The 17,206-nt window shown below is 61.9% G+C and carries 13 protein-coding genes; 4 read left to right on the forward strand and 9 right to left on the reverse strand.

Translation table 11 applies throughout. The features are described from left to right. The first annotated feature begins 47 nt into the window (after window positions 1-47). On the forward strand, window positions 48-1,163 hold the full coding sequence (locus tag CKO36_RS04190; protein ID WP_200280957.1) for a protein-glutamate methylesterase/protein-glutamine glutaminase: 1,116 nt from the start codon (window positions 48-50) through the stop codon (window positions 1,161-1,163). A gap of 45 nt (window positions 1,164-1,208) precedes the next feature. On the opposite strand, the gene CKO36_RS04195 is transcribed toward CKO36_RS04190, so the two are convergent. The 4 genes from CKO36_RS04195 to CKO36_RS04210 all read right to left on the reverse strand — a co-directional run bounded on the left by CKO36_RS04195 (window position 1,209) and on the right by CKO36_RS04210 (window position 8,238). Beyond that, window positions 1,209-2,879, reverse strand: a complete 1,671-nt coding sequence (locus tag CKO36_RS04195; protein WP_200280958.1) for a putative bifunctional diguanylate cyclase/phosphodiesterase — start codon at window positions 2,877-2,879, stop codon at window positions 1,209-1,211. Window positions 2,880-2,990: 111 nt separating this feature from the next. Beyond that, a complete protein-coding gene (locus CKO36_RS04200; RefSeq protein WP_200280960.1) occupies window positions 2,991-4,238 on the reverse strand; it encodes a DUF4340 domain-containing protein in 1,248 nt (415 codons plus the stop codon). Window positions 4,239-4,241: 3 nt separating this feature from the next. Continuing rightward, on the reverse strand, window positions 4,242-7,214 hold the full coding sequence (locus CKO36_RS04205) for a Gldg family protein (protein ID WP_200280962.1): 2,973 nt from the start codon (window positions 7,212-7,214) through the stop codon (window positions 4,242-4,244). Then, window positions 7,207-8,238 (reverse strand): ABC transporter ATP-binding protein, encoded by a 1,032-nt coding sequence (locus CKO36_RS04210; RefSeq protein WP_200280965.1) that lies wholly within the window; start codon window positions 8,236-8,238, stop codon window positions 7,207-7,209. The genes CKO36_RS04205 and CKO36_RS04210 overlap by 8 nt, the downstream gene beginning before the upstream one ends. Window positions 8,239-8,460: 222 nt before the next feature. Here CKO36_RS04210 and CKO36_RS04215 point away from each other — a divergent pair, with 222 nt between their 5' ends. From CKO36_RS04215 to CKO36_RS04225, 3 genes are read left to right on the forward strand one after another with little or no spacing between them, the layout of a single operon-like run. Then, window positions 8,461-8,883: a hypothetical protein gene (locus CKO36_RS04215; RefSeq protein ID WP_200280967.1), complete on the forward strand. Its 423-nt coding sequence runs from the start codon at window positions 8,461-8,463 to the stop codon at window positions 8,881-8,883. A gap of 2 nt (window positions 8,884-8,885) precedes the next feature. Next, window positions 8,886-9,347, forward strand: a complete 462-nt coding sequence (locus CKO36_RS04220) for a YaiI/YqxD family protein (protein WP_200280969.1) — start codon at window positions 8,886-8,888, stop codon at window positions 9,345-9,347. After that, a complete protein-coding gene (locus tag CKO36_RS04225) occupies window positions 9,344-9,745 on the forward strand; it encodes a hypothetical protein (RefSeq protein WP_200280971.1) in 402 nt (133 codons plus the stop codon). The genes CKO36_RS04220 and CKO36_RS04225 overlap by 4 nt, the downstream gene beginning before the upstream one ends. A gap of 5 nt (window positions 9,746-9,750) precedes the next feature. On the opposite strand, the gene CKO36_RS04230 is transcribed toward CKO36_RS04225, so the two are convergent. The 5 genes from CKO36_RS04230 to cbiB form a co-directional block, all read right to left on the reverse strand. Then, entirely contained in the window at window positions 9,751-12,030 is a 2,280-nt protein-coding gene (locus CKO36_RS04230) for a RelA/SpoT family protein (RefSeq protein WP_200280973.1), read from the reverse strand. Between the two features lie 64 nt (window positions 12,031-12,094). After that, window positions 12,095-14,113 (reverse strand): transglutaminase TgpA family protein, encoded by a 2,019-nt coding sequence (locus tag CKO36_RS04235; protein WP_200280974.1) that lies wholly within the window; start codon window positions 14,111-14,113, stop codon window positions 12,095-12,097. A gap of 76 nt (window positions 14,114-14,189) precedes the next feature. After that, a complete protein-coding gene (locus CKO36_RS04240) occupies window positions 14,190-15,128 on the reverse strand; it encodes a DUF58 domain-containing protein (RefSeq protein ID WP_242469385.1) in 939 nt (312 codons plus the stop codon). Between the two features lie 16 nt (window positions 15,129-15,144). Further along, on the reverse strand, window positions 15,145-16,104 hold the full coding sequence (locus CKO36_RS04245) for an AAA family ATPase (protein WP_200280979.1): 960 nt from the start codon (window positions 16,102-16,104) through the stop codon (window positions 15,145-15,147). A gap of 128 nt (window positions 16,105-16,232) precedes the next feature. Beyond that, complete coding sequence (gene cbiB, locus CKO36_RS04250) at window positions 16,233-17,204, reverse strand: adenosylcobinamide-phosphate synthase CbiB (RefSeq protein ID WP_200281023.1); 972 nt, start codon at window positions 17,202-17,204, stop codon at window positions 16,233-16,235. Window positions 17,205-17,206: the final 2 nt, after the last annotated feature.

Consider the following 17,206-nt stretch of genomic DNA (forward strand, 5'->3'; position numbering starts at 1 on the left):
CGCCGGTTCCAGCACCGCCAGGGATCGGCGCCGGGAGCCACCTTGTCATGACCATCAAGGTATTTATCGTTGACGATTCCGCCGTCGTCCGGCAGGTGTTAACCGAGCAGCTCAATTCCTTCAGTGGTATCGAGGTGATAGGGTCAGCGCGTGACCCCATTTTCGCGCACAAAGCGTTTGAAAAAGGCTGGCCTGATGTCATCGTGCTGGATATCGAAATGCCGCGCATGGATGGATTAACCTTCCTGCGTCAGCTGATGAAGGAGCACCCCACTCCGGTCATTATCTGCTCCACTCTGACCGAAAAAGGCGCCGAGATCACCATGCAGGCCATGAGCGCCGGCGCGGTTGACATCATCACCAAGCCCAAGGTGGGATTACGGCAGTTTTTTGAAGAATCCAAAACCTTGCTGGGCGATGCGATTCGCGGTGCGGGCCATGCCCGCATGGAGAAAGTTCCACGGCCAGGCGTTACAGCAGCGCCCTCCTCCGCTTTCAAGTCAACGCCCAAGCTGGCCGCTGATTCCGTGGTGGCCGAGCGCGGCTTTAAGCCCCTGGCCACCACAACCGACCGCGTCATCGCCATTGGAACCTCCACCGGCGGCACCCAGGCGCTTGAGTATGTGCTCACACGCTTACCGCGCACGGCTCCCGGCATTGTCGTTGTGCAGCACATGCCCGGACAGTTCACTGCCGCCTTTGCCGAGCGCCTCGACGGCCTCTGTCAGGTGCAGGTGCGAGAAGCCAAGAGCGGTGATCGCGTACTGCCTGGACTGGCGCTCATTGCACCGGGCACCTCGCACATGCTGCTGCGGCGCAGCGGCGCGCAGTATCTGGTGGAAGTCAAAGGAGGCCCCTTGGTCAGCCGGCACCGGCCCTCGGTCGATGTGTTATTTCGCTCCACCGCCCAGTCCGCCGGCCCCAATGCCATCGGCATCATCATGACCGGCATGGGTGATGACGGCGCCCGCGGCCTGCTGGAAATGCACCAGGCCGGCGCCCTGACCATCGCGCAGAACGAAGCCAGCTGCGTGGTCTATGGCATGCCCAAGGAAGCGGTCAAACTCGGTGGTGTCGATAACATCGTTGACATCTCCGCCATCCCCGGAATCATCACCCAAGCCCCATCGCGAGCCGCCTTTCGCCATCACGCCGGTCGCTAAAACGCCAAGCCACTGCAATCAATTCAAGCTGTCAGGCTCTCAAACTCAGGGTTTCAGTGGCATGTGCCCCTGCCGCAGTAGGTGAGCGAATTCTTCGGCGGTAACGGGGCGGCTGTAATAATAGCCCTGAGCCGTTGTGCAACCGTGGCGGCGCAGGAATTCGATGTGCTCGGCGGTTTCCGTGCCCTCGGCGACGATGTCCAGCTCAAGTCCGCGTGACAGGGCAATGATGGAGCGGGTGATTTCGGCTGTGCTTTGCGCATGCTCAATGTCGCGAATAAAGGCACGATCAATTTTGAGTGTGGTGATGGGGAACTTGGCCAGGTAGCTCAGGCTGGAGTAGCCAGTGCCGAAGTCGTCAATCGCGATGTGCAGGCCCAAATCGCGCATTCGCCACAGGTCGGCGGCCACCCGATCGGGATTACTGACCATCAGGCTCTCGGTGATTTCGATCTCCAGAAACTCGGCCGGGAGTCCGGTCTCGCGCAGGATGGTCTCGATATTTTCCACGAGATCGGACGCGCGAAACTGGGGAGCCGCCATGTTCACAGAAACGCGCACGATCGCCAAGCCCTCAGCCTGCCAGCGGGCGTTATCAATGCAGACTCTGCGCAGCACCCAGTCACCAATGGGGCCGATTAGGCCGCTATCTTCGGCAACCGGAATAAAATCAGCTGGTGACACCATGCCTTGAGTGGGATGATTCCAACGAATTAACGCTTCGGCACCAACAATTTGGTTCGTTTCGATATTGACCTTGGGCTGATAGTAAACCGCGAACTGTTTCTGTGCCAAAGCGATGCGCAGATCGCTTTCCAGGCGAATGCGCTGCTCGGCGCGAGTATTCATCTGGCTACAGAAAAACTGATAGTTGTTGCCGCCAGCCTGTTTGGCATGCTGCATGGCGCTGGCTGAGGCTTTCAACAGATAGTCGCGGTCATCGCCATCGTTTGGAAACAGGCTGATGCCAATACTCACTGAGAGGCTTAGCTGCTGGCCGGCAACATCAATGACGCCAGTCAGCGCCTTGAGCAACTTTTCGGCGATTTTAACCGCGTCTTCTTGAGCTGCGATCTGCATAGTCAACGCAAAACGGTCGCTGCCCAGCCGCCCGAGCGAATCACTGCGCCGAATACTGTCGAGCAGACGCTTGGCGATAGCCTGAATGGCCTGATCGCCGGCGGCATAGCCCAGGCCGTCATTGATGCGGCTGAGCTGATCAACCCCCAGGGTCAGCACGGCGACACCACGCTGTACCCGCTGAGCGGCAATCAGGGCCTGCTCCAAACGATCAAACAGCAGTGTTTGGCTGGGCAGCTGAGTGAGTGGATCCAGATGGGAGCTGGCAGTGTCCGCCGCAGCCTGGCTATCGGGCAGATCGAGCCGGGCAAGCCGGTAACGCACACCCGTACTAAGGGTTTCGCGCAACTCCAGGGTGCAGCGCAGTGGCTGACCGGTGGCGGTGGGCAGTTGCAGGGAACCGCGCCAAGCACCGTTGGCAGCCAGGCTGTCTTCAAGTGCCTGCAGGCACGCCGAGTCGTTACTTTGAGTCAGCCACTCTGTTAGGGTTTTTTCCTGCAACTGGCTGGCGGTCAGTCCGGTCAGATGCTCGAATCCTGGGGTGACGCGAATGATGCGATCAGCCGCCGCTTCGATCATCGCCCCTGTGGCCATTAATTCGAGCGCGAGATCGAGCAGTGCCTGGTCGTCTGTCATGGCCTTGGGTATCTTGGCTGGGCTAAAAAACACTAAGCATAGGCACTACAGAGCCGCTTGAACAGACGCTTTTTTCAAGGAATAACAGCGGGCGTCCTTGCCCGGTGGAATTCAGTCCTGTGGCTCGGCCGAGGTGCTGGGTGGAAGCTCGGCTGTGGTGTCGGAATCCGCTTGATCCGACACTGGTTTTAGCGCTGGAGCACGGTCTTCTGTTGCGGACTCAGTGGCCGCCTGAGCAGCAGCCGCTTTGGACACTGAATCAGGATGACTCGTGATGAGGTCGGCCCGATTAGTGTCAAGCAGGGAGCCGAGATCGAATTCCGACAGCAGGAAGTAGTACGGCTGCTGCTCAGATTTGAGCACAAAGTCCTGATTGGCTATTGCGACTGTGGCTTCAGTCTCAGCCTCAGCTGTGGTCTCAGTCTTAGCAGCGTCGGCTGCGTCAGCAATGAGATAGCGTTGGCTGTCGCCACCGGCCAAACCAATGTCGAGCACCAGCCTTGGTGACTCGGGATCAAAGCCGGCCGGCGCTGTGGTCCCCAGTACTTCGCGGTAGCTGAGATTGGCCAGATTGCTGAGCAGTTCATCGACCTTGGCAGTATCGACTTGGCCCGCAACCGTGCCCAAACTCCCATCCTTGCTATCATTATCACCATCGCCATCGCGATCGCTACCGTTCTCGCCCGCACTCAGACTCCAGGTATCGTCCGCTTTTACCAGCGTCCAGTCAGCCGTGGCGATACGCTGGATTTGATCGCGTTCCAGTTGCAACTGGTCGTGCGCGATCCAGTCATTAGGCTGGGCAGACAGGTTAAACACCTCGAAGCGCACATCATAGACACCCTCGTCTCCGGCCGGGCGCAGATAGCGCCGCCGGAAACCGGGCGAGTCGCCCAGAATGAGCGTTGCCACTGGTTTCTGGCCGTCACTCAACACCAGACGCTCGGCAAAGGCATCATCAGCGACCTTGAAGCGTTCCCTGGCAGCCGCGCTGGTGGCAATTGGCAACGGACGACGCAGAGCGGCCAGCGTGTCGAGCAGAGACTCGACCCGGGTGGTCGCAGCGGGAAAGTCACCCAGTGTCTGAAGCACCCAACCGGAATCCGTGCGGCTCAGCACCAGAGGAGTCGTGTCCGCTTCGGTGCTAATTTCGATGCGCTTCGCCTGGGTAGCATCAAAGGTGACCAGCGGAGTGTCGGTGGCGGCCGGCGTGAGCCGCCCGCTTCCGCCGCTGACGGCCGCAAGCAGCAGTTGTAGCGCAAGCAGACCCGCCAGTCCCATGACCAGCGGCATGCGCAGAGCACTGGACCAACCGGAACCGCGCAACTGTTGAGAGACATCCAATGGGGTCTTGGTCATGGTTCAGCCCTCCAACATGGCCGCCTGGGCCCGTTCTTTACGTTGACGCAGCTTCCGATGGGCGACATAGACCAGCGCCAAGCCACCCAGAGCGAGGATGTAGTTGAAATACTCCCAGAACATGCGGCTGTCACGCCCAACCGGCTCCAACAGGCGACTGAACTGACCACGCCCACGCAGCGCCAGCAGGCCGCGATCTTCGAGCGACCATTCCACGGCATTCTGAATGAACTCCAGCGGTTTCAGATAACCGCTTTGCGTCGCCTCAGAGGCCAGGCTGATGGCGGTATCGGTCAGGAAGCTGGATGAGCCGATCAGGATCAGACGCGCAGCCGCTGGGGAATGATCGATCACACCGGAGATGACTGCAGGTGTGGTCGTGGTCGCGACGGTCTCCCCGGCATCGTCCTGCCCGGCATCCTGTTCAGCAGCGGTCTCCAGTAGATCAGAGCCCGCATCGCTGGCGACATCATCCTCTGGCTGATCATCTTCCGGCTGAGCGAGCAGCGGCGAGGGCTGTCCGGCAAAGGCCGACTGAAAGGGGCCATGCACAGCAACTGCCAAGGTTTTGCGACCGATGTCCTCACCCGATGGGAAGCCCAGGGAGCCATAAACGGCAAAGTCCGGCTGCATGTTGGTGGAGGCACTGGTCCAGGCCTCGGGTGAGCTTTGCAGCAGCGTCTCAACCGCCTGGCCAGTCAGCTGACCATCCTCAGCCTCCAGGCGGCGAATCGGCACAGCCCAGTTCATGGTCAACTGCCCGAGGTTGGCAGTAATGCCACTGTCGGCCGCCAGGCTGTCGCCGCGCAGGTCGGGGAAGTAGGGATAATCGAGCGTCTGGATCTCCTCGACCGTGAATCCGCCAAGATCGCGCTGCACCGGAATCGGAAAGGGCGTGTTGCGCGGATCCAGCACCAGCGCCGGCTGGAGTTCCAGACCAAGCTGGGCCAGCCAGTCTTCCAACCCGGTGCTCTGGAGGCTGGCGTTGATGTCACCACCGCTCAGATCAATGTCAAAGGGCGAGGCAGCCATAATCACAGTGCCGCCCTGCATCAGGAACTGATCGACTGCAAAACGCTGCTTGGCACCGAAGTCCTGCGGCCCCACCACCAGCAGCAGATCCGCATCGGTCGGCACCTGCCCAGCGGCCAAATCGGTCGGACGCAGATTAAAATTCTCGCGCAGGCTTTCCTGCAAGAGCTGATACCCAGGGCCGCCCCCTGAGCCGAATGGCGCGCCCATCAAGCCGCCACCGCTGGGTTCTGGCGTATAAAGCGCCAGGGTACGCAACACACCGGGGGCGAAGCGCTTGATACCAGCGGTAAGCGCCCGTTCCAGACCGGCCTTGTCCAGTGTCTCGGGCAGGGGCACCGGCACGGTGGTGCCGCCCTGTTCCAGCAACAAGGAGAAATAGAACGGGGTGGGATTGAGCAGGTCGAGAATCAGCGGGGCAATGCCATAGCGCTCGGCGATGTCATCGGCCAGGGCCGGATCGGCGGCCGGATCAGTGATCTCAACACTGAAGCGCTCCCCGCCCTGAGCATCCAACTCGGCGGCCACGGCTTCGAGATCCTCGCGCAATGCCGGCAATGGCTCAGGCAGGCTGTCTGGCGCAGAGACGAAGGCACGCAGACGGATGGGCGGCTGAATACCCGCGAACAGCTCGCCGCCGCCCTGATACCCATAGAGCACCTTCTTAATGGTCCGCGTCAGATCATATTCTGGATTGCGCAGCTGCACATCCAGATCGGTCTCACCACGCGCCTTAACATCAATCAGGTCGCGAAAGTTGAGCGTACTGTATTCATCGCCATATTTGACCAAAATATCGAAATAGGAATTGACCACCGAAGCCTGATACTTGGTCGCGGTCTGGAAGGCGACCGGCTGAATGCCATATTGCTCGCCAGCCTCACGCTCCAGCTCCGGCGACTCAGCCGGATCGACAAATTCCACCTGCACCCGGCCCTGACCGGCCACCTGATACTCGCGCAGCAGATCACGCAGTTGCGGCACCAGAGGCGCGAGCAGCGGATGGGTGTTAGCACTGAAATAGCCGCGAATCAACAGCGGCTCTTCAAGCTGACTGAGATAGTTTTTGGTCGCCTCGGAGAGACTGTAGAGCTTGCCCGCAGTCAGATCAGCACGCAGCTCGGTGGCCTGTTGCAACCACAGGTTGGCCGCCAGCAGATTGGCCGCCGTGAGTCCGACTATCAGACTCCAGCGATGATGCCGCACTGGACGGTCAGAGTTCGCTGCCCAGCGCAGGCGTTCCAGGCTGTCGATGGTCAGGGCCAGAAAGACACCGACCAGACTCAGGTAGTAGTAGAGATCGCGCAGATCGATCACGCCACGGGTGATGGAGGCAAAACGCGAACCGCTGCCAAGCAGGCGCAGCCATTCACCGCCATCGTGCCCAAACAGAGCGGTCAGGGCGGGCGAACCAATCAGATAAAAGAGCGCACAGATGAGCGTAGTGCCGATCAGGGCCACGATGGGATTATCCGTGCGTGCCGAAACAAAAAGCCCAATGGCCAGATAAGCCGCTGCCAGCAGCAGAGTGGCCAAATAGGCACCGAACACCGGCCCCCAGTCGAGTGGTCCCAGGATGGCAACCGTGACCGGCAGCGGCCAGGTCAGCGCCAGCGCAATGGCGACCAACGCCCAGGCAGCAAGGAATTTACCCAGCACCAGACGCCAGGTCGGCACCGGCAGGGTGGCCAGCAGCTCGAAAGTCCCGGCGCGTCGCTCCTCACTCCACAGGCGCATGGTCAGCGCCGCAGCGAGGAAAATCAGCAGCACCGGCATCCAGTCAAACAGTGGCCGCGTGTCGGCAATGTTGCGGGCGAAGAAACCTTCAGCCCAAAAAAACACGAACAGACAGGCCGCGAGAAAGGCACCAATGAACAAATACGCCACCGGGGAGCCGAAAAAGGATGCCAGCTCCTTGCGGGCGATACGAATGATCTCAGCCATGCGCCACCTCCGCTGTACGGTCGCGGGTGGCGGACGAAGTGCTGTTGCCTGGCTGTCCAGGATCTGACACCGCCTTGAACAGCGCTTCCAGATCATACGACTCGGGTTCCAGGCGGTACAGCGACCAGCCACGGTCATGAATCAGGCGCGCGATGCGTGGCGCCAGCGCAGTGGCATCGGCGGTGCCCAATGCATAGCTGTGGCGCGGTGCCGATGCTGATCCTGTTCCTGCCCCTGCTCCTGATTCGGCATCACTGGCCAGTGGTTCGACCTCAGTCACACCTTCAGCGGCAGCCAAGGCCGCGCGGGCACTGTCATCCGGCTGATCCAGGGTCACCAGCAGGCGTGGCGTTCCGGCCAGTTCACCAAGCTGGCAATCCCGCGCCAAGCGCCCGGCACGCATGATCAGCACCCGCTCACACACCGCCTCGACCTCCTGGAGAATATGCGTGGAAACCATCACCGTCGCCTGCTCGGCCAGCTCGCGGATCAGCTCACGCATGTGCTGAATCTGCGAGGGATCGAGCCCATTGGTCGGCTCGTCCAGAATGAGAATATCCGGTTCATGCAGAATGGCCTGCGCTACACCCAGGCGCTGGCGATAACCGCGCGACAGGGTCGCCACCTGGGCACTGGCCTTGGCCTCCAGCGCGGTGCGCTCAATGGCGCGGCGCATGGCCCTGGCCCGCGCGGCCCCCTCAATCCCACGCAGCGCCGCCTGATAGTCGAGATGATCGAGCACCGTCATCTCCGGGTACAGCGGGCAGTTCTCCGGCAGATAGCCGATGTGGCGCTGCGCAGCGCGGCGTCCGTCACGCCCAGAAAGGGTGATGTCATAACCGGCGATGCGCAGGGTTCCGCCGCTCGGCTCCAAAAAGCCGGTCAGCATTTTCATAATGGTCGTCTTGCCGGCCCCGTTGTGGCCCAACAAGCCGACAATCTCACGGCGACCGATGTCGAAGGACACCCGGTCCACTGCCTTGAGCGCCCCATAATGGCGGCTCAAATCGCGTACTTCTAGCATGGCGCCTCTCCTTGTGTTCTGCTACGGACAGCGTCCGTTAAGTCGCGCAATTTGAATGCAGAGCGACGCGTTCAGGCAAGCCCTGAAGCATGACGATTTGTTAAGGAAATGACCAACCCTGTCGCGCTAATCCGGCATACTGTGCCAATTCCCGATCAGCCGACTGTCGCCCTCCCCTTCATGCTTGTTTATATCAGCATTTTCATCTAAAAGGAGATTGCCATGCCTTCGAAGAACGATCCCCTCAGTTCACGCGACCTGCTGGCCCGCATTGGACTGGATCAGAACCTTGGCAGTGATCTGCTCGAAGACGAGCCGCTGCCCGATTTGAGTGGCGATCCCTGTGCGGCGCTTCAGGAGCGGGCCCGGCTCTTTGCGCAAACCCACAAGTTCAAGCCAGGCGACCTGGTGACCTGGAAGCCGGGGCTGAAAAACCGCCGCGTCCCGCGCAGCAATCAGCCGGTGGTGGTGCTTGAGGTGCTCAGCGAGCCGGTGTTCGACAGCGATCGCGACTCGGGTAGCCCCTACTTCCACGAACCACTCGATCTGGTGCTCGGACTTTTCGTCGAAAACGGCCCCAATCGCGGCGACTTCCTCAGCTGGCATTTCGACAGCCGCCGTTTTCAGCCCTGGGCTGATCGGTAATCATGCATATCTGGGTCGATGCCGACGCCTGTCCTGCGGTGATCAAGGACATTCTTTACCGCGCGGCACAGCGGGTTCATGTTGCGCTGACACTGGTGGCCAACCAAGCCTTGCAGACGCCGCCCTCGCCATTGATCCGCTCGGTTCAGGTTCAGCGTGGCTTTGATGTGGCGGATCGACATATCACCGAGCATGCACAACCTGGGGATCTGGTGATTACTGCCGACATCCCCCTGGCGGCGGATGTCATCGAGCGGGGCGCTGAAGCCATGAGCCCGCGCGGCGAGTATTTCACCACAGAGAATATCCGCGAGCGACTAGCCTTGCGGGATATGCTGAGTGAACTGCGGGATAGCGGAGTGGTCACCGGCGGCCCGCCACCGTTGAGCCGAACCGATCGCCAGGCGTTCGCCAATGCACTGGACAGAAAATTGCAGCTTTTTTTACGGAGCCAACCCGAATGAACGCAGCATCCACACCAGCCCTGATGGCTGTGACCCTAAACGGCATTGCGCAACTGGAGTATGACCGCACCAAGCCGCTGCCGGATTATCAGGGGGCGTATCTGGCGCAAATGGACCAGCGCATGAATGAAGAAGGCGTTGTTCAGGATGACCAACATATTCTCTCGCCCGATCTGGGCCAGAAAGCGCAGTTCATTGCGGCCAATCTGACGGAAGCCATTATTTCCAATAATGAAGCACTGGCGGCGGCTATGTGTACCTGGCTGGCGACTCGAATGCCGGATTTGCACCAGGTGAAAATCCAGCAGCAGGAGGCTGGCTATGAGATTCACCTCGATTTCACCGAACCCTATGTGAAGCAGCACCCAGTTCGCTTCGGCCTCCCTGGCACAGCTTAAGCGCCCTAAACCCGCTTCACCTCCAACACATCGGGGAGTTGACGCAATTTGTTCAACACCCGATCCAGCTCATCAATGCTGGCAATGCGCAGAGTGAAGCGCATATTGGCCACATCCGCGCGCCGGTCGCTCTGAGTGGTCAGGCCGGTGACATCGGCCTGGGCGTCGGCCAGTGCGGCGGAGACATCGCGCAGCAGCCCGCGATAATCGACCGCTAGCAACCGCACATCGACAGAAAAACGGGTATTGGCCGATTGCTCAGCCCACAGAGCGTCAACCAGGCGCTCGCGATCACCAGGCGGCAGATTGGCAATATTACGGCAGCTTTGCCGGTGGATACGGATCCCGCGCCCGCGAGTGACGAAGCCGACAATGGGGTCGCGCGGCACCGGCTTGCAACAACTGGCGATCTGAGTCATCAAATCCCCAACCCCTTGCACCAGAATGCCGGGTTCGTGGCGTTCCGCTGCGGCATGTTCTGAACGCCGCTGACGTGGTTTGAATGTCAGCGGATGCGTGACTTCATTCGCATTCGCATTGGAATCGGCATGAGCATTGGCATTAGCACTGTCAGTCGCCGACAGACGTGACTCGCCAACCAGCCGCGCAATCACCCCGACGTTCAGGTCGCCGCGACCAATGGCGGCCAGCACATCCTCGCCGCGCTGCAAATTATAGCGCGGGGCAATTTTATCCAGCATCGGCTTGCTGTCATCCAGCCCCAAGCGCGCCAGTTCCCGATCGAGCGTCACGCGCCCCTCACTCAGATGGCGGTCGAAGTCCTGCGCCTTGAACCACTGGCGCACCCGATTGCGCGCCTTGGAAGTCACCAGATAGTGCTGATGCGGACTCAGCCAGTCGCGGCTGGGAGTGGCATTTTTCTGGGTCAGAATTTCCACCGACTCACCACTAGCGAGTTTGTGGGTCAGCGGCACAATACGACCATTGACCCGCGCGCCGCGACAGCGATGGCCGATCTCAGAGTGGATAGCGTAAGCAAAATCCAGCGGCGTCGCCCCTCTGGGCAACTCAATCACTTTGGCTTGGGGCGTCAGCACATAGACATGCGAGGGCTCGCATTCCGCCTTAAAGCGCGCCAGCAACTCGCCGCTCTGATCGCAGTCGCTTTGCAGTTCCAGCCAGCTGCGCATCCACACCACACGACGCTGAAAATCGGCATCATGCCCCGCCGCTTCCTTATAAGCCCAGTGCGCCGCCACGCCCAGTTCAGCATGCTCGTGCATCTCCTGGGTGCGAATCTGCACTTCCAGAGGCTTGTCGCCGGGGCCAATCACTGCCGTGTGCAGCGAACGGTACAAATTGCCCTTGGGGGTGGCAATATAGTCATCGAACTCGTGGGGGATATGCTTCCAGAGTCCGTGCACCACACCCAGCGCGGCATAGCACTCGGGAATGTCAGTGACGATCACCCGCAGCGCGCGCAGATCAAAGATCTGCTCAATATCCACTCCTTTGCGGCGCATTTTGCGCCAGATGCTGAAAATGTGCTTGGGCCGACCGCTGATTTTCGCGTCCAGTCCGGCGCGCTCGAACTCCTGGTGCAACAGCGCAATCACGGCGGCGATATAGTCCTGCCGCTCGGCACGGCGCTCGCTCAACGCCGCGGCAACGCGCTTGTATTCCTCGGGCTGCGAGTAGCGCAGCGCCAAATCCTCCAGCTCCCACTTGATCTGCCAGACCCCGAGCCGATTGGCCAGGGGCGCATAGACCCGTTCGGTATCCTCGGCCAGCACCCGCTGGCGGGTGCGATCCAGCGACTTGGCCGAGCGCATCAGGTGCAGGCGATCGGCCAGCACCACCAGCACCACACGCACATCCTCGGCGATGCCCAGCAGCAGACGGCGCAGATTCTCCTCATGCTCATGCTGGTCTTTCTCGGCAATGATGCGCTCAACCTTGGTCAGTTGGCCGATGCGCCCGAGATCCGCCACCATGCGTGCAATGCCGGGGCCGAAGCGCTCCGCCAGCCCGACTTCGGTGAGCTGATGCCGCCCGAGGCAGCCGTTCAGCAAGGCCGCGCAGAGCGTCTCTGCATCCATGCGCAGATTGAACAGAATATCCGCCGCGCCGAGTCGGTGACGCGCTTCGGTCTCGCCGGTATCCAGGCAGGCTGCGGCACGACAGTCGATCATCAGCCCGCACGCAGCCGCGATGCGTTCGCAATCGGCGGGCGCATAATGCGCATGCAGCTCGCGCAGCCACAACTCAGCGGCTGGACCATCCTCCAGCGTTGGATCAGGAAGCGTCGAGGTGGACTGAACCATGAAATCTGACACACTCTAAACAGGTAATGAAAAACAGACGCGCGGGCTCGCAACTGGCATGCGGCTAGCGACTGGCCCGACGGCGGATGCTCAGCTGTTGCTCGCGCCTGATCAACAGCTGCCGGGTGCGCTCCGTAGCGGCACCGCCAAAGCGCAGCGGGAGATAGAGCTGTAACCACTGGAGTAAGGCGTGAGCCAGATCCGGGCGCGCGTCTGCCGCGCGGCGGAGGTAATCGCGCGGTCCCTCGCCGGGACGACGCGGCAGCCCCACCCGCGCCAGGCGCTGGCACAGGCGCGCATAGCTGCGCTCGACCGGATCAACCGGCCAGCGCTGCCGCGCCAGCCAGGCGTGCAAGCCCAGCATCAGCACTGCAGCACCGCTCGCCAGCCCCAGCACCAGACCATAGGCGCCCAGATGCTCCAGCCCCAGTGCTTCCAGCAGGCGTTGCTGACGGCGGCTGGAAAAATTCACCACCCAGTTGTTCCACCCGGCATTGGCCGCATCGGCCAGCAGCCGCAAGCTGTGCGCCAAGCGCCCCAGACCGCTGTCGCGCGTCACTCGAAAGCGCAGCGGCGCCGTGCCGCCGAGATCAGCCAGGCCGGCATCCGTATCAACCCGCTCAGGAGCAACAGTGGCGGTGGGATCAATCCGCGTCCAGCCGCCCTCCTCGTCCAGCCAGACCTCCGCCCAGGCATGGGCATCGGATTGGCGCACAAGATAGTGACCGCCCAGCGGATTGCGCTCCGCCCCCAGATAGCCAACCACCAAGCGCGCGGGAATACCGGCCACGCGCATCAGCAGCGCAAAACTGCTGGCATAGTGTTCGCAATAGCCGGTGCGGGTTTCAAACAAAAAGGCATCGACCGGATTGCTTCCCAGCGGCGGCGGCTTGAGGCTGTAATAAAAGGGTTGCTGATTGAAATGCGCCAGCGCTTGAGCCACTAGGGTGCGCGGTTCGGGGCTTTGTTGCTGCCAATCGTTCACTAGGCGGCGCATGCGCGGCGTAATCACCGACTGTGGCACCTCCAGCGCCAGTTGTCGCTCACGCGCGCTCAGCGAGCCGGAGCGGTAACTCAGCGCCGAGCGCAGCTCGTAGCGCTTCAGCTCACGAATGGGCTCCTTGGCCAGCAGGCGCGCATCGCGCGTCAGCTGCGCATCGGCCGGGGCCTGGAGCGGACGGTCAAGCGGGAAAATCCACTTCTGTTCCGTGGGCTCCATCACAATGGCGTAGTCAAGCGGAGGGCTGCGCGGCTCGATCACCGGCGCCAGTTGCTGCATCAATGCCTTGGGGCCAGGTTCCCAGCCGCGCCCATCGGTCTGCCACAGCACCGGCCCGCGCCAATACAGCTGCTCGGGCGGCACCGGCAACGGCTGATCAAAATAGGCATGAAAAGCCACCGCGCCCGAGCGCACCAGCTCGCTGAAATTGCCCAATTCTAGCGAATCGCTGACCCCGGTCTTGGCCCGGTCGCGCTCCAGCCCCAGACTCCACAGCGGCGCGTCCAGGCGCGGAAAGAGCACGAACAGCAACAGCGCCAGCGGGAGCGCCTGCCCCGAGAGCATGAGCGCACGGCGCCCAGAGCTATGCAGGCGTGGGCGCCAGCTGCGCAGCCAGGGCGCGGTGCTTGGTCGCGCACTGAGATCGGCCAGCAACATAAAGCTGCCCAACAGCAACACGCCCAGATAGATGGCAAACAGCGGCGACTGATTAAACAGAAAGGCCACCACCAGCAGGAAGCCGAACAGCAGCAATGCCAGACGCAGATCGCGCTGACTGCGAATCTCCAGCGTTTTGAGCACCATCATGCTCAGCAGCAGCGCAGTACCGGCATCCTGCCCGGCCAGTTCCCGATAGCTGGCCAGTACGACTGCCACTCCGAGCAGCGCCAGCCCCACCAGCATCCAACGCCCCGGCACCAGCGCCGGACGCGCCAGAGCAACGAAGCGCAGCAGCAACAAGAGCCCAATGTAGGCCGACACCGCCGGCTGCAGATAAAACAGCAGCGGCACCGCTGCCAGGCCAAGCAACAGCGCCATCAGGCCAATCTGCACCCGGTCTGGCATGGGCTCCTGAGCCTGCATCCGAGCCTGAGCCTGAGGCTGAGCCTTGTTCCGAGCTCTGCCCCAAGCTCGGTCCCCGATGGCAGAGGCCAAGTGCTTAATCTTCACAGCGAAATCCTGCCAGGGTGGTCAGACAGCGGTGTTTGTGCGCATCCCCCTGACCGCGTTCGACACTGATTCCCGGCAACCGCAGCCCATAGACCAGATCCTGTCCAGAGGCCTCCAGCACCTGCCGGCACAGCAGCGCAATACGCGTTTCATCATCCACCGGCGGCAAGGCCGCCCAATCGAGCCACACCCGCGCGGCCCGATCTCCGCCAAACTGCTTGACCATCAGCCCCCGCTCGCGAGCCAGCGCCTTCCAGTCGATGCGCCGCAGCGAATCGCCGGGCGCATAGCTGCGCGCGCCGACAAAGTCATCCGCGCCCGTGCCCTGATCGCCACTGGCATTGTGATCGATTGAAGTCAATTGCTGAGGCGGTGGCGCCTGGGGAGCCGGTCGCGGATAGACCGTGGCCACAGCATCCACTGCAACCAGCGACCAGGCGCGAAACAGCCCCAGTGGATAGCGGGTTTCCAGCTGCACCTCACGCAGCAGCAGCGGCCCGCGCCGCTGCGTCTGCACCGGCAGCATGACCGGCGCCGCGCCACCCGCCGGCAGATCGATACACTCACCGCCCCGCAGGCAAATGGCCCCCCGCGCACGTTCGCGTCCATCCTCAAGCGTGATGGTAAAACGCACCGCTTGCCCGGCAAACACCGGCGCCCCCGGCTGTGCTCGCACGCGCAGACGCAGCAAATTGAACCAGGCGTGATGCATGCTGACCAGACTCACCCCGGCCATGATGAAGGTAAACAACAGCCCCAGGTTATTTTGGTAGTTCAGCGCCCCCAGCAGGGTCACAAACAGCAGCAGACCATAGCCCAGACCGGCGCGCGTGGGCAGAATATAGATGTGGCGCGGCCCAATGCTGGCCTGCCCCTGCTTATCCATGGGTACGCGTCGCAACAAGGTATGAAACCAGCGTGTCAGCAAAGTTGCATCCGTCAGCTCAGGGGACCGCGACCGCTTGCAGGATAAAGTCGGCAATTTCGGCATGTCCGCTCGGGCCATTGTCCTCACCGCTGAGCAGCCGATGCGGCACGCAGGAGGGCAGCACCGCCTGCACATCCTCGGGAATCACATAGCCGCGCCCATCAATCAGCGCCCAGGCACGCGCCGCACGCAGCAATCCCAAACCGGCACGCGGCGAAAGTCCGTGCAGAAAGCGATTACTGGCGCGGGTAAAAGCCAGCAGGGCATGACAGTAGTCGATCACCGGAGCGGCGACATGAATGTCAGTCACGCGCTGTTGCAGCTCCAGCAGCTGCGCCACGCTGAGCGCCGGTTCAATATCGGCCAGCAGTGCGCGACGATCCGCACCAGCGAGCAGCGCCTTCTCCTGTTCCGCCTGGGGATACCCCAGTTCGATACGCATCAAAAAGCGATCCAGTTGGGATTCGGGCAACGGAAAGGTGCCGACCTGATAGGACGGATTTTGGGTCGCGATGACAAAGAAGGGTGTCGGCAGCGCTCGGGTTTCACCCTCAGCAGTGACCTGGCGTTCTTCCATTGCCTCCAGCAGCGCGCTCTGCGCCTTGGGGGTGGCGCGGTTGATCTCATCGGCCAGCACCACCTGGGCAAAAATAGGGCCAGGATGGAACTCAAAGCGCTCGCGCACCCGCTCATAGATCGACACGCCAATAATATCCGCCGGCAGCAGATCGCTGGTGAACTGAATGCGCGAATACTTCAGCCCCAGCAGTCGCGCCAGCAAATGGGCCAGGGTGGTCTTGCCAACCCCGGGCAGATCCTCGATCAGCAAATGCCCGCGCGCCAGCAAACAGGCCAGCGCCAGGCGCAGCTCGGCCTGTTTGCCGAGAATAATCTCCCCGGCGGCCGTCAGCACTTGGTCAATGGATTGGGCCTCGCTCGCAGTCGAATGGGTGGCTTGAGAATCAGGATTTAACATGGTAATCAACGAATTATCCAGAATGGACAAGCCCAGCGGTTGCGCCGGCTCAGGTCTTCAGTGGCTAGAGATATGGGCACTCACAGCAGAAACACCCGCAGCGGCCACGAAGATTGTCGCATGATCCATTATCCGCACAGCGGTACAGCGGCGATCAGCAGTCCCAACCCAAGACTGAACCAGCTCGCGACCCTGATGAGCCGCAGCGCCCGATTCAGGTCGGCAGCTCCCAGATTAGCTGGCCAGTCGGCGGCGCCCATGTAGGCGTCGCTGACCAAGCGTCCGCGCCGGTAGATCGGCCCCAGCAGACGTCGGCGCAGGGCACCAGCGCAGGCGGCTTCACTCCAGCCGGAGTTGGGGCTTGGCAGCGCAGCGTGCTCGCTCCAGGCGGTGCGCAGTGCGAGTCGGGGATACAGCGGCTCGCCGCGCCCGCGCAGCCAGAGTGCGGCAGTGGCGATCATCACCACCGACAGACGCGCCGGCAGCCAGTGAATCAGATCATCCGTGCGCGCGGCGCACCAGCCGAAACGTGCATAACGGGCATTGCGATAGCCAACCATGGAGTCGAGCGTGGAGATGGCCTTGACCAGCACCAGGCCCGGCAAGCCGAACAGACAGAGCGCCCAGAAAGGCGTCAGTACCGCATCGGTGAGATTCTCCGCCAGGCTTTCAATGGTGGCGCGCACAATGCCATCCGCTTGCAGCGGTGCAGTATCACGTCCCACCAGGCGGCTCAGCGCGCGGCGGGCCTGGGGCAAGTCATGCAGCTGCTCCAGCACCCGGCGGCCATGATCGATGAGATCGCGCGTGCACAGCAGGCTGTACGCCAGAAACAGATCCCAGCCGGCGGCCAGCACCGGATCCAGCGCCGCCAACGCGGCATGCGGCAGCCACCAGCCCCCCAGAGCCGCGCCCAGCACCAGCAGCCAGTGCAGCACGCCCCCGCTGCGTCCCTGTAGGCCAGCCGCGAACAGCCAGTGCTCCAGGCGCAGGCTCAGGGCACCGAGCTGCCGGATCGGATGCCAGGGATAATCTGGATCCCCCAGCACAGCATCCAGCAGCCAGGCGCACAGCAGCAGAAGCCAAAGTTCTGTGTTCAGAA

Origin of the sequence: Rhabdochromatium marinum (assembly GCF_016583795.1) — a bacterium.
GTDB lineage: Bacteria > Pseudomonadota > Gammaproteobacteria > Chromatiales > Chromatiaceae > Rhabdochromatium > Rhabdochromatium marinum.